Origin of the sequence: Mesorhizobium sp. M0854 (assembly GCF_040319815.1) — a bacterium.
Taxonomy (GTDB): domain Bacteria; phylum Pseudomonadota; class Alphaproteobacteria; order Rhizobiales; family Rhizobiaceae; genus Mesorhizobium.
Genome location: NZ_JAMYOL010000003.1, coordinates 1 through 12813 on the forward strand (window position 1 = coordinate 1; position 12813 = coordinate 12813).

The 12813-nt window shown below is 62.2% G+C and carries 15 protein-coding genes; 8 read left to right on the forward strand and 7 right to left on the reverse strand.

Annotation, left to right across the window (positions count from 1 at the left end; genetic code table 11):
- Nucleotides 1-163: 163 nt before the first annotated feature.
- Nucleotides 164-526: a hypothetical protein gene (locus NKH99_RS05710; protein ID WP_352503729.1), complete on the reverse strand. Its 363-nt coding sequence runs from the start codon at nucleotides 524-526 to the stop codon at nucleotides 164-166.
- 301 nt (nucleotides 527-827) lie between these two features.
- On the opposite strand from NKH99_RS05710, the gene NKH99_RS05715 reads away from it, so the two are divergent.
- Nucleotides 828-1031, forward strand: a complete 204-nt coding sequence (locus NKH99_RS05715) for a hypothetical protein (RefSeq protein ID WP_353013150.1) — start codon at nucleotides 828-830, stop codon at nucleotides 1029-1031.
- A gap of 9 nt (nucleotides 1032-1040) precedes the next feature.
- Here NKH99_RS05715 and NKH99_RS05720 read toward each other — a convergent pair whose 3' ends face one another.
- Together NKH99_RS05720 and NKH99_RS05725 are read right to left on the reverse strand one after the other, a co-directional pair.
- On the reverse strand, nucleotides 1041-1658 hold the full coding sequence (locus tag NKH99_RS05720; protein ID WP_353013152.1) for a glutathione S-transferase family protein: 618 nt from the start codon (nucleotides 1656-1658) through the stop codon (nucleotides 1041-1043).
- 68 nt (nucleotides 1659-1726) lie between these two features.
- Nucleotides 1727-2827: a pyridoxal-phosphate dependent enzyme gene (locus tag NKH99_RS05725; RefSeq protein WP_353013154.1), complete on the reverse strand. Its 1101-nt coding sequence runs from the start codon at nucleotides 2825-2827 to the stop codon at nucleotides 1727-1729.
- An 87-nt stretch (nucleotides 2828-2914) separates the two neighbouring features.
- Between NKH99_RS05725 and NKH99_RS05730 the strand changes: the two genes are divergently transcribed.
- The 6 genes from NKH99_RS05730 (at nucleotide 2915) to NKH99_RS05755 (ending at nucleotide 8421) form a co-directional block, all read left to right on the forward strand.
- Nucleotides 2915-3397 (forward strand): Lrp/AsnC family transcriptional regulator, encoded by a 483-nt coding sequence (locus tag NKH99_RS05730; RefSeq protein ID WP_352540712.1) that lies wholly within the window; start codon nucleotides 2915-2917, stop codon nucleotides 3395-3397.
- A 270-nt stretch (nucleotides 3398-3667) separates the two neighbouring features.
- Nucleotides 3668-4330, forward strand: coding sequence for a TetR/AcrR family transcriptional regulator (locus tag NKH99_RS05735; RefSeq protein WP_352490781.1), 663 nt, complete (start codon nucleotides 3668-3670; stop codon nucleotides 4328-4330).
- A gap of 111 nt (nucleotides 4331-4441) precedes the next feature.
- Nucleotides 4442-5305 (forward strand): TauD/TfdA dioxygenase family protein, encoded by an 864-nt coding sequence (locus tag NKH99_RS05740; RefSeq protein ID WP_352490782.1) that lies wholly within the window; start codon nucleotides 4442-4444, stop codon nucleotides 5303-5305.
- A gap of 24 nt (nucleotides 5306-5329) precedes the next feature.
- Complete coding sequence (locus NKH99_RS05745) at nucleotides 5330-6277, forward strand: carbohydrate ABC transporter permease (RefSeq protein ID WP_353013157.1); 948 nt, start codon at nucleotides 5330-5332, stop codon at nucleotides 6275-6277.
- On the forward strand, nucleotides 6267-7103 hold the full coding sequence (locus NKH99_RS05750; protein ID WP_353013159.1) for a carbohydrate ABC transporter permease: 837 nt from the start codon (nucleotides 6267-6269) through the stop codon (nucleotides 7101-7103). The genes NKH99_RS05745 and NKH99_RS05750 overlap by 11 nt, the downstream gene beginning before the upstream one ends.
- A 40-nt stretch (nucleotides 7104-7143) precedes the next feature.
- Nucleotides 7144-8421 carry an ABC transporter substrate-binding protein gene (locus tag NKH99_RS05755; protein ID WP_353013162.1) on the forward strand — a complete coding sequence of 426 codons (1278 nt, stop codon included), beginning with the start codon at nucleotides 7144-7146 and terminating at the stop codon, nucleotides 8419-8421.
- A gap of 406 nt (nucleotides 8422-8827) precedes the next feature.
- On the opposite strand, the gene NKH99_RS05760 is transcribed toward NKH99_RS05755, so the two are convergent.
- Nucleotides 8828-9301 (reverse strand): phosphatidylglycerophosphatase A family protein, encoded by a 474-nt coding sequence (locus NKH99_RS05760; protein ID WP_353013164.1) that lies wholly within the window; start codon nucleotides 9299-9301, stop codon nucleotides 8828-8830.
- A 272-nt stretch (nucleotides 9302-9573) separates the two neighbouring features.
- Here NKH99_RS05760 and NKH99_RS05765 point away from each other — a divergent pair, with 272 nt between their 5' ends.
- Entirely contained in the window at nucleotides 9574-10200 is a 627-nt protein-coding gene (locus NKH99_RS05765) for a CDP-alcohol phosphatidyltransferase family protein (RefSeq protein WP_353013166.1), read from the forward strand.
- A 54-nt stretch (nucleotides 10201-10254) separates the two neighbouring features.
- On the opposite strand, the gene NKH99_RS05770 is transcribed toward NKH99_RS05765, so the two are convergent.
- The 3 genes from NKH99_RS05770 to NKH99_RS05780 form a co-directional block, all read right to left on the reverse strand.
- Nucleotides 10255-11274, reverse strand: coding sequence for an LLM class flavin-dependent oxidoreductase (locus tag NKH99_RS05770; protein ID WP_353013168.1), 1020 nt, complete (start codon nucleotides 11272-11274; stop codon nucleotides 10255-10257).
- A 162-nt stretch (nucleotides 11275-11436) separates the two neighbouring features.
- Nucleotides 11437-11643 (reverse strand): hypothetical protein, encoded by a 207-nt coding sequence (locus NKH99_RS05775; RefSeq protein WP_352490787.1) that lies wholly within the window; start codon nucleotides 11641-11643, stop codon nucleotides 11437-11439.
- 18 nt (nucleotides 11644-11661) lie between these two features.
- A complete protein-coding gene (locus NKH99_RS05780; protein ID WP_352490788.1) occupies nucleotides 11662-12804 on the reverse strand; it encodes a DegT/DnrJ/EryC1/StrS family aminotransferase in 1143 nt (380 codons plus the stop codon).
- Nucleotides 12805-12813: the final 9 nt, after the last annotated feature.

Consider the following 12813-nt stretch of genomic DNA (forward strand, 5'->3'; position numbering starts at 1 on the left):
CGCGGCGTTTTTTCCCCAGCCATAGTATTCAACACCCTGGCTTTCGCGGTAATATTGAACCCATATTTTAATGGCGGCGTCTACAACGCGCCTCTCCGCCCCCGCCGGCGTTTTCCTCGCGGGGGGGCGGATGCCTCGGATGCAGAGAGTGGCCGCGTTCAACTCAAAGTCGATCGACGGATGCTGTAAAACCGGTGACCGCGATACTTTCGATTTCACGACCGCGACCGGCGCCGGGAAGCTTCTCCAATTGATCCAATTGGCGCAACGCGTCCATGATGGCATCGAAGCTGACCGGTTCGGTTGCTCCCGGCGGCATGCGCAGCGCCGGCACCGATTCCACTGCACAGGCATCAGATGCCCATGACGAAAGGATTGCACGCTTCTCCTGGAAGTCCAGCGTCACGTCGGTCAGCACGTTCTCAGGTCGCTCGAAATGCCGTGCCGGATGGAGCAACCGGTCAAGAAAAACATCAGGGCCCTCGGGCCCGATTGGGGGAAAACTCGTCGAAATGGCTCCTTCCATCGATAGTCCTCCGCTTTGAATAGTCTCCTCTGTTGACGTCGTCTGTGGTGGCTCTCGCGATTTCCACCAGCTGAAAATTTTGGAGAGTTTCGACCAAATTTCAATGGCCCCGCAACGCCACATCCTCGCAGTTCCGCCCGCCATCAACATTTTTTCGAACCGGTGAAACAATCGGCCTGAATGTCAGTTCTTGCGCCTGGGACAAGTCGCGCGGCAGCGCCAGGGCGGTCGGGCGGGAGAACCAATCATTTCTTACATTTCCAGGAAGCGACTGTGCATTGGCTTGGTCGCAGGAATTTTGATGCTCTCGGCTGGCGGCTTTGCTCCGGTTTCAGCACAGGAAATCCCGAACGACTTCGGCGCAATCCTGCGTCAGAAGCTGCCGGCCGTGGTCGCGAGCCCGGGCAAGATTACCGGTTTCGCGCTCTATTATCGAGGCCGACCAGCAAATGGCCGCGAGAATGCCTGGCTGATGAGGGACACATGCTGGAACTCGAAAGCCTAGCGATCGATATCAATCTCGCGTGTCGCCGCCGTAGGGCGTGGCACGCATTGAAGGGCGTTCCACGAAGGAGCTATACCATTGTGCCAGTCGTGGCCTTCCCTGCAGGAAATCGGGCAGTCCGCGGAATTCCAGCCAGCTTAGACAAGTGGCGAGCGCGATGTGGCCGACATGGAGCGGCGCGTCGAATTCGACCTCGCTTTCCACGAAGTCATAGGATTCGATAAGCTTCATCGTCATGCCTGCACCCAAGGCGGGATAACGCAGATGTTCAGGGCGGCGCTCGTTTTCCCAGCGGATGGAAATGCCTGCGTCGCACATGCCGCCGGCAAGCGCCTGGAGGCGCAGGGCGGACCATTTGGCCCGCCCTGTTTCGGGGATGAGCCGACGACTGCTTTCGAGGTTGTCAAGATAGTCGCAGATTACGCCCGAATCGAAGAGAGCATAGCCGTCGTCGACAACGAGAATGGGCACCTTGCCAAGCGGATTGATCGCAAACACATCATCGTTGCGATTGATGGGGCTCGTCTCCTGATGAATGACGCGCAGACGGCCGGCAAGCCCAGTCTCGTGGGCAAAGACCAGAACCTTACGCGCGTAGGGAGAGTGGGTCTGGTAGATGAGTTTCATGGACCCGTTCTGCGTTGGGTCTGGAATGCGGACATATCGAGCAGTGCGTGGCCCAGCCGCTCTTCTGTTCAATGATCCCGGGTCCGGTGCCATCGTCCTGCGTCCTTCTCCAGTTCGGCCTCGGTCACGATGATCAGCGCCCGGCTCGATTCGTCGAGCGCAAGCTCCTGCGACAGGCCGTAAGCCGCGACGGCGGTGGCGAGGCCGGCGAGGCCGGCGGCACCCGACGGGGTTGTGTCTGGACCGTTTGCCTCACGAAGCCGGCTCTTCGCGTCGGCAAGCGCCGCTTCGGACACGGTTATGACCCGAGCGTTGCCTTGGCGCAGTACGTCGAGCGCCGATACGGCTGCTTCGCCACAGGCGAGCATGTCTGCCGATGTCTTGAGATCGCCGGGTATCCGAACTGAGCGTGCTTGCGACAGCGCGGCCGCGACGCAGGCTGCGGCCTCTGGTTCTACCACGACGATCATGGCCGGAGGCATCAGCCAGTCCTTCAGCCCAGTCGTCAGGGCGGCGGCAAGTCCACCGACACCGGCCTGCACGAAAAGGTGGGTTGGCCTCAGATGGCCAATCTCCTCGACTTGGCGACGGATTTCCGCGGCAATCACGCCATAGCCAGCGACGACATCAGCGACCGCTGGATCATCCGGGTCGCTCGAGGTATCGGCCACCAGAATGCCTTCCCCGGCGCGGGCTGCCGCAGAGGCCCGATCGACGGCATCGTCATAGGTGCCGTCGACCCACACGATTTCGGCGCCTTGGGACTCGATACGCCGCACCCGCGCCGCAGGAACGCCCGTATGGAGGTATATCCTTGCCCTCCCGCCGGCAAACTTCGCCGCCGCGGCGACGGCAAGTCCGTGATTGCCGGCGCTGGCCGTGATTAGCGCCGGCAGCGGCGTCTGGGCCCGCTCTGGATCGAGCAGTTCATCGATATCCATCCCGGTAGCGCGAGCGAGAGCGCACAGACCGGCATAGGTGCCGCCGAGGGACTTGAAGCTGCCCAGGGCACGGTGGCCCTCGTTCTTGGCAAGCACCTGGGTCACATCCAGGCTCGCAGCCAGGCTTGGCAGGTCGAGCAGCGGTGTCGGTGCATAAAACGGCGACAGGCGCTGTAACAGCGCCGCAATGAGATCAGGGCCAAGGCCCGGCTGTGTGTCTGTGGTCATGAGGCGAAATTCTATTCCCGAAACGATGGCGCTTGGCGCCTATTATCGTTGCCCAGCTGCCTGATTTCGTCATAGATGCCTGTCCAAATGACGAAAACCGCTGCCCTCGATCGCTTCGACCATGTGCTGCTGTCGCTGGTTCAGCGCGACAACCAGATCCCGGCGCGGCGTCTCGCCGAGCAGGTCGGGCTTTCCCAGAGTGCGGTCCTGCGCCGCCTGCGCCGGCTGCGGAAGGATGGCGTGATCGCGGCGGATATTGCCGTCATTCGTCCGGCGGCCGTGGGCCTGCCGCTAACCATCCATGTGCTCGTTTCGCTGGAACGGGAGAGCGCTGTCGAGTTGGACGCCTTCATCGGCAAGCTCCGCGGGCGCTCGGAGGTTCGTCAGGCCTGGTATGTCACCGGTGAAGCCGATTTCGTGCTCCTCCTGCAATTGCCGGGGATGGAGGCGTACGATGTCTTCGCGCGGGAAGTCTTCCACGCCAATTCGAACGTGAGGGCGTTCCGCACCATCGTGACAATGCGGGAAGTGGTTGGCGCAGCGGATGCGCGGCCGCTATCCACTGCCTGAGTTGCGGCGTGCCCCCGGCAAGCTGACTGCCCTGCTTGACCCGGAATTCTAGTCAAGGGCGCGAACCCGATTGAAGTTCGCTACACGCATCCCGTATCTACTCACCCGCCGCACCGAGCTAATCGCTGCCGCCAAGATGCTTCGCGAATGTCTGCCCCTGGCGCAAATTACTTCCACTCGTGCGTAGAAGAATATCCATGTATGAAACGGGGGGTGCAGCTCGCTCCCGTATACTGATCGTCCAACGGCGGCATGAATTTCGGAAGGGACATGAGAGCCAACACTTCAGGATCTCCCGGTGATGAGGCGCACTCTACCCGCAGCAGAATCAAAGAGGTCGCAGCCGAGTTCTATGTCCTGCGCGGCCACGATGGTTTCAGCTTCGGCGATATAGCGACGGCAATCGGCACGACGCGCGCCAACATCCATCATCACTTCGGCAACAAGCGTCAGCTGATGGAGGAATTGATCGCGGACTTCGCCGCCAACGCCGAGGCCCGCATCAAGCGCTTTTGGACGACCCCCGATATCCGGTTCTTCGACCGTCTCGATATGCAGCTCGAGGATCTGCGCCGCTTCTACGAACGTTTCAACGCTGAGAAGGGAGCCCGCAATATGTGGAGCCCGCTTTCGCGCCTTCGCCACGACCTCCCGGTTCTCGGAGAACCAGCGGAACGTGCCCTGGAGCGCGTCAACCGGGTCTATGATCAGAGCCTGCGTCATGCGGTGGACCAGGCGGTGAAGGACGGAGAGCTTTCCTCCCACACACTCAGGAACGAACTCGTGCACATGCTGCGCATTACCCTTCTGTCCTGTCCACCGATGACGCAGGACACCGGAAGCTTCGACGAGGTCGCCAGGACCTTCGCAGCGCTCGCCGCGATCATCCGCGCCGCTTGGCAGGATGCGGGAAAGGGCTCGGATCGAGGCTAGACATCGGGTGGATCAAAGCGAGGGTGAGTTGACAGCCTTTGGCTTTCACGTTACTTACTTGCAGGTAAGTCAGCCCATGATGGCGACGAGGCGCGTATTAGGGAGGATCACGTGCTGCGCGATGATGCATTCACCCGTTTCGAGGTCAGCCCCTTCACTGGTGCACTCGGTGCGGAAATTCGCGGGATCGATCTGGCGAGCGCGAGCGAGGATGCCTTCCAGGACGTTCGCCGCGCGCTCTACAAATATCATGCGCTCGCCGTGCGCGATCAGGAGCTTGACGCCGCTGGCGTCCACAAGGTCGCCCGCCGGTTCGGACCATTTAGCGGCAATCCGGTGCACACGCCGATCGACGGCTTTGACGATATCGTGCGCTTCGTGCGCGAGCCGGACGACACGGGCAAAGTGATCGGTGAGGACTGGCACATGGACCTCGCCTGGCTACCGAAGCCACCGGGCATTACGATTCTCTACGGTGAGGAGGTGCCGCCGGTTGGCGGCGACACCTGCTTCTCCAGCCTCGAGAAGGCATATGACTCGCTTTCGCCGCGGCTGGTCGAGATCCTGCAAGGCCTGACGGGCGTCCATAGCGGCCGCGGGGTCTTCGCCATCAACGCGGCCCACAGCCGGCTCGGCGTCAAGGCCGATGTCGAGGCGATCGAGAATGCCGTCGTCGAGCATCCTGTGATCTGTCGCCACCCCGAGACTGGCCGGCGCTATGTCTTCGTCAGCAGCGTGATGACCAATTTCAAGGGGATGACGGAGGAAGAAAGCAAGCCGATGATCGACTTCCTGATGGCGCGGGCTGTCCGGCCCGAGTTCAACTGCAGGCTGCGTTGGGAACCGAAGACGCTCGGTATGTGGAACAATCCCCATGTCCTGCACACCGCCATCAACGATTATCCCGGATATCGCCGGGTGATGTACAGAACAACGGTGGAGGGCACCGTTCCACTTGCCGCCAGGGACGGCTGACGCACAACCGCTCAGGGAGGAGCAATGGCATTTGGTTCCGAGGCGTCCGTCGGCCACAGGGGGGAAGGGGCGGCGGAAGCGGCTGGCGAGACCAAGAGGCGGCGCTTCGCGTTTTCGCCTGCCTACCTCTATGCGACGCCCGTGCACCTCCTGGTGCTTGCGATCATCGTGCTCCCCGCGATCTTCGTCCTGTGGCTGAGTTTCGAAGCCTCGTCATTCGGCCAATCGGCAACCTTCGTTGGCTTCGATAACTATATCCGCGTCCTCACCGATCCCTATTTTTGGGGTTCGGTCTGGAACACGGTCCTCGTCGTCGCCGTGGCGGTTCATATCGAACTGCTGCTCGGCCTTGGCCTGGCCCTGCTTTTCGCCTCCGGGCTTCCCCTCCAGCGCGTCATGCTCGTCGTGGTGCTCGCTCCCTACGCCATCAGCGAGGTGACGGCGGTCGCAATGTGGCGCTTCCTGTTCGATCCAGACGTCGGCCCGATCACGCTGATGCTGCGATACACCGGTCTGCCGACGCTCGACTGGACGTTCATCCCTTCTCACGGCCTCATCCTCGTCGGCCTGCTCACGATCTGGCTGCACCTGCCATTCACATTCATCATCCTCTATGCGGCACGGCTCGCGGTTCCGAAGGAGCTCTACGAGGCTGGGCGCACCGACGGAGCCAATGCGTTCCAGCTCTTCCGCAACATCACGCTGCCGCTTCTGGCGCCAGCGATGCAGATCGCGCTGCTCTTCCGCTACATCTTCGCCTTCCGTCTCTTTTCCGAGGTCTGGCTCCTGACCCAGGGCGGCCCGGCACGCACGACCGAGGTCGTTTCCGTTTATCTTTATCAGGAAGGCTTCCGCTACAACTCGTTCGGCACGGCGGCCGCGACGGCATGGATGATGGTCGTCATCTCGCTGCTGCTTGCGACTGGCTATGTCTGGCGGCTGCGCAAGGAATCCGTGGCCAATGCATTCTAGGCGTCTCGCCATCGGTGCCGGAAAGACGCTCGCCGTTGCGGCAATCGTCGTCTGGTCACTGTTTCCGATCGGCTTCATCGTGCTCTCGTCGTTCAAACCCGGTCGCGAGATTTTCGCGGTTCCACCGGAGCTCTTCTTCGAACCGACCTTCGAGCACTACGCCTCGCTGTGGCAGCGCTGGCCGGCCTTTTTCGACGGGCTCGTCAACAGCCTGGTCATCACCACCGGGGCGACTGCGCTTGCCGTTATGGCAAGTCTGCTCGCCGGTTTTGCCTACTCGCGCTATCGAGGCGTCCGTTTCCTGGAGGGATCGGTGATGTTTCTGATCGGATCGCGGCTGATCCCGCCGATCGTCGTAACGCTGCCACTGTTCCCGGTCGTCAATCGGCTCGGGCTCAACGACACCCATCTGGTGCTGATCCTGCTCTACGCGACCTTCTTCGTCTCGCTCGGCACGCTCCTGATGCGCACGTTCATCGACCAGGTACCGCGCGAACTCGACGAGGCGGCCGTCCTCGACGGCGCGCGGCCGCTGACGATCCTTGTGAAGATCATCTTGCCGCTCGTAGCGCCCGGCATGCTCGCCGTCGCCGTCTTCGTGGTCGTCTTCGCGTGGAACGAGTTTCTGTTCGCCTATATCTTCACCGCCAACCACGCCAAGACCGCGCCTCTGGTCCTTTCGGAGATGATCAGTTCGATCGATGGCGTCGACTGGGGCGTCCTCTTTGCTGCCTCTACCGTCCAATTGCTGCCGGTTCTCGTCTTCGTGGTCCTGATGAACCGGTTTCTCGTCGCCGGATTGACCGCCGGCGCGACCAAGGGGTGACGACGTCACCGAGAAAGGGAGGAAGACAATGCCTTTGCACATGACACGCAGAGCCCTGCTGACGACGGCGATGGCCGCCGGCGCGACGGGTGCCTTGGGTCGGTTGGCCCATGCCCAGGTAAAGACGCTGAATGTGCTTTGCCATCGCGTCCACCAAGCCAACCTGACGACCGGCGCCGCCGGCAATGTCATCAAGCCCTGGGAGGACAAGAACAATGCCCAGATATCCTGGACCACGCTTGACAGCAATCCGCTCCAGGACCGGCTGTTCCGAGAGGCGAGCCTGAGCGAGACCGATTTCAACATCGGCTATGTCATCGACAACCGCATGACGTCGCAGATCGCCTCGCTATTCGAGCCGCTAGACGATCTCCGGAAAGCCGAGCCGATCGAGGATTTCGACGATATCGCCGAGGGCCTGCGCCACTCGATGACCGTCGGCGGCAAGCTCGTCGGCGTTCCGGTGCGCCATGCCACGCAGGGGCTTTTCTACAACGAGGAGCTGCTTCAGGAGGCCGGCATTTCGGCGCCACCGAACACGCTGGAGGAGCTGGTCGACCAGGCGAAGAAGCTGACCTTCACCTCCAGGTCCGGCACGCCCGTCGTCGGCATGATCCTTGCGAGCGACCTCGCCGTCTTCCCGGTCATGTTCGCCCGCGCCTTCGGCGGCGATTTCATCGACAAGCAGTTCAAGGTGGTCCCCGATCCGGAAGCGATGGAAAAAGGCCTGTCCGCGCTTGCCGACCTCTTCAAGGCCGGCGCGCTCCCCCGCAGCTATGCCACAACGCGCAACGACGACATGGTGACGTGGATGCAGCAGGGGCGCGCGGCCTTCGCGGTGCTGCCTTTCGCCCGCTACGCGCAGCTCAACAACAAGGAACAGTCGACCGCACCGGGAAAGATCAAGGCGATCGAGTTCCCCGGCTCCAAAACCCTCGGCAGCGGTCACGAAATGCATCCGGTCGTCGAATCCTGGGCGATGGCCATTCCCGCCAATTCGACGGACAAGAAGCTCTCCTGGAGCTACATCCGCTTCGTAGCGAGCAAGGCCGCCACACTCGACATGGCGCGCAACGGCAATGGCCCCGTCCGAACCTCGACCTATGCCGAGCCGTCGTTCGCCGGGTCGCTGCCGCAGGCGAAGGTCGAGGCTGCCGCGCTCGCCAAAGCGCGACCGGCCTTCCCGGCTTTTCCCGAAGCCGCTCGCGCTCAGTCGACGTTTCTCGAGGAGGTTCAGCTCGCTGTCCTCGGTCGCAAGAGCCCGAAGGAAGCGGTCGCCGCCATTGTCGATCGCGTCAAGCCGCTGATGCCAGCGTAATCGTACGGGCCACGTCGCCAAGTCGCCTGGTACTTGCCAGGCGACCAACCGGCGAGGATCAGCACGGTCGTAAAGTGGTCGTCGGGTGAGGCGATGTTCCATGGTGCTGAATTCGATCGCGCGAGCTCAGGACTGCCTGGCAGTGCGCTGGCGCAGATAGCAGGTTCATCGAACCGCCGCCGATATCCCACCACACGGCATAGGCAATGGCAGACCGTCGGATGCCTTCTGCGTTCCGATCCCAAGGGCGCAGACGGCCAGCGCACGACGCCCGGCCGCTACGACTCCCTTGCCGATCCCATCGCCTGGAATGGCCGCGATCCTGTGGCTTCGCATCGGTCCGGTCTCCCCTTGTGGCGCTAAACTCCGATGGACCACCGTGGCCTTGGCAGACCGAATGTCGCCGTCACCGCAAATGGTCAATCAAACCGTTCAGCAGGAGCAGCAACGCCCCAGCGACGACAGCCGCGGCCGCGTCGTCCAGCATAATGCCGGCCCCACCCCTTACCTTGTCATGCATGATACGGATGGGCCAAGGCTTGACGACGTCGAAAAACCGGAAAGCAAGGAAGCCTGCTGCCCACCAGAGTGGGTCGAGCGGCAGCATGGAAACTGTCACGGCAGCGCCGAAGGTCTCATCGATGACGACGATCTGCGGGTCCTCCGTCCCGGTACGGGAGATGACATGCGATGACGCCCATACGCCGACGACGAACAGGGCCGCATAGGCAAGCACGGTCAGCCAAGACGATGCAGGTATCAGAGCCGCCGCAACAGCCACTCCAACCATTGCGCCGGCCGTGCCCGGCCATATTGGAGATAATCCCGCGCCGACAGAGGTCGCGAGCAGATAGGCAAAGTTGGGTGGAAATTTATGCATCGAGTTTCGGCCGGCTTCCCGAGGATTGCAAGCAATCATAGTCACATCGTTCGGGTGCGGCCGCCAGACCGCCGGCCGATTTGCTCCGTCAGCTTCGTGAGCACCTTAATGCGCCGGCCGCATTCGCCAAAAGAGATCGCTGTTGCGGCGACTTGGGAATGTCGTGAGCCCGGCCTCGGCCCGCTTTGACCAATTGGAGCGGTAGCGATGGTGGAACAAACCCGCAAATTGCTGGTAAAGCTCGGTGAAACGACATTATCAGAGGAGCCGCCATGATCGCCGGTCTCATGAAAAGTCGCATCGACCCACTGTGGGAGCAGGCCGCTTCTCCGCTGATCGGGATCGGCATGACGCCGAACCAGGTTACGGCCAGCGGGCTGGTGCTCGTCGCTTTGTCCTCGGCGGCCTACGTCTACCACCATTCAAGCCTTGCCTTTGGCCTTTGCCTGGCGTTTGCCTTCACCTTCGATGCGCTGGACGGTGCGGTCGCCCGCCGGACAAATATGAGCACCAAGGCCGGTGGCTATTTCGACGCCGTCGTCGACCGCTATCAGGAATTGGCCGTCTTTGCGGCTATCGGCTGGGTCGCCGATCTGTGGGCGATCGCAATGTTCGCGTTCGCCGGCGGGATCCTGACCAGTTACGCCAAGGCGCGGACAGCGCTGGAAATCCCTGTGAAAAACCATGGTTGGCCGGATTTCTTCGAGCGGATGGAACGTCTGGTGTTCATTTGCGTGCTGCTCGCCGCCGACGGAGTCGCGACCGCCATCGGCGCGGCTTCGCCCTGGATTCTGGCGGGCGGGTTCGCGCTGTACGCAGTGCTGGCCAACGCCACAGCCCTGCAACGGATCAGTCGCGCATTTGCGATGCTGAAACGAGCCGACGGGAAGCAGCCGTGAGACCGCAAGAACCGGGCATCGTACGATCGCCCTGACTTTTCGAACAAAGTCGCGTCAGCGCCAGCCCAAGCCAGGGGCGACATGGGTCAGGATCGCCTCGATGACATGGGCATTGTAGTCGACGCCGATCTGGTTGGGGACGGTAAGCAGCAGCGTATCGGCCTCGGCGATGGCTTCGTCGCCCTTTAGCTGCTCGATCAGGACGTCCGGTTCGGCTGCATAGGAGCGGCCGAACACCGCGCGTCTGTCTGCCTCGATGTAACCGAAATGATCTCCGCTCTGGTTGCCGCCGAAATAGGCGCGGTCGCGATCGTCGACCAAGGCAAAAATGCTCCGGCTCACCGACACTCGTGGCTCGCGCGCGTGACCGGCCGACTTCCAGGCCTCGCGAAAAGCCCTGATCTGTTCGGCCTGCTGGATGTGAAACGGCTTTCCGCCTTCGTCGAATTTGAGCGTGGAGCTCTGCAGGTTCATCCCCAGCCTCGCCGCCCATTCCGCCGTGGCGTTGGTGGCGGCGCCCCACCAGATGCGGTCGCGCAGGCCCTCCGAGTGTGGTTCAACGCGAAGCAGGCCGGGCGGGTTGGGAAACATCGGCCGCGGGTTGGGCTGCGCAAAACCTTTGCCCAGCAACACTTCGAGCAGCACTCCGGTGTGTCTGCGGGCCATGTCAGCATCGCTCTCGCCCTCTTGCGGGGCGTAGCCGAAGTAGCGCCATCCCTCGATTACCTGCTCCGGCGAGCCGCGGCTGATGCCTAGCTGCAGACGCCCTCCGGCGATCAGATCGGCGGCGCCGGCGTCCTCGGCCATGTAGAGCGGGTTCTCGTAACGCATGTCGATCACCGCCGTGCCGATCTCGATTCGGCTGGTCTTTGCGCCGACCGCCGCCAGCAGCGGGAAGGGCGAGGCGAGTTGACGGGCGAAGTGATGCACGCGGAAATACGCGCCGTCCGCACCCAGCTCCTCGGCCGCGACCGCCAACTCGACGGACTGCAAAAGCGCGTCGGATGCCGTCCGCGTCTGCGATTGCGGCGAGGGCGTCCAGTGCCCGAACGAGAGGAAACCAATCTTCTTCATGAGAACCAGCCTAAAGGGGAGCCAGGTGCAGACTATGCTGCGGCGCGCAGCAAAGCATCGCAAAATCGGTGCCGATGACCGCCTGCCTTGACGCGCAAAGCTTGAATCGGCGGTTGTTGATCAACGATGGCCGACCGTGCCGAGCTGCCGTCGGACGCCAGCCTAGGAAGGTGCCGCGAATGCGAGCGCTATCGCGATGAGGATCAACAGCGGTCCCATCCATTTGAAGCGAGTCCCAAAGTTGGTCCACCATGCTTGCTGCTGGCCGGGGCGAGCTTGGAACGGGTCCGCGAGAAATCCGAAGCCGACGCCAGCCATCCACAACCCGGCGCAGAACATGATGAACTCGTCGATGTATTCCGCGACCATGCTTCGAAGCTTTCGAATTTATGCCGCCGCTACATGCGCCGAATTCGAGCCGATATAGTTTCGGATCGTTTCGATGATCCGGTCCTGGTCAGCCTCGCTCAGATAGGGATGCATCGGCAGGCACAGGATGCGCTTCGGCAGCTCTTCCGAAACGGCAAGGCCGGTCGGCGTGCGCGGATAATCGCGATAGGCAATCTGGCTGTGCAGCGGTTTCACATAGTAGATGACCGACGGAATGTCCTTTTCACCGAGATGTGCCTTGAGCCCGTCGCGTTTCGGCGTTTCGATGGCGTATTGCGCCCAGGCCGAGCGGCCGCCGCCCAGATTGCGCGCCGCCTTGACGATATCGCCGAGACCTTCGGCATAGCGATTGGCGACCGCTTGCCGCGCCACCATCTCGTCCTCGAGGATGGCCAGCTTCTCTATCAGGATCGCCGCCTGAAGCGTGTCGAGCCGTGAATTGATGCCGACGCGGACATTGTCGTATTGCGTCTCGCCCTTTCCGTGGAAGGCGAACGAGCGCAGCTGTTCGGCCATCGCATCGTCATTGGTGAACATCGCACCGCCGTCGCCATAGCAGCCGAGCGGCTTTGCCGGATAGAAGCTGGTCGAGCCGACGGTGCCGAACGAGCCGCACATCTTGCCGTCAGCCGAGCCGCCGGTCGCCTGCGCCGCATCCTCGATGACCATCAGGCCTTCGCGATCGGCGATGGCCATGATCGCCTCGTAATCGGCGGCGAGGCCGAACAGGTCGACGGGAATGATTGCCTTCGGCCTCAGCCGGCCCTCCGCCTTGATCATGGCAATTGCCGCCTCGAGGCTAGCGATGTCGATATTGTAGCTGTCGGCATCGACATCGACGAACACCGGTTCGGCCTTGGTCAGCGCCACCACTTCGGCCGTGGCGGCGAAGGTGAAGCTCGGCACGAACACCGCGTCGCCCGGGCCGATGCCGGCGGCAAACAGCGGCAGCAGCAGCGCATCGGTGCCGTTGGCGCAAGCGACCACGTGCTTGGTGCCGATATAGGCGGCGAGCTTGTTTTCGAATTCGGTGACCTGCGGTCCGAGAATATAGCGGCCTTCGTCGACAACCCGGTCGATTGCCGCTTTCAGCCTGTCGCGGATGCGTTCGCGCTGCGCGCCAAGATCGATGAACTGCATGTCGGCCTC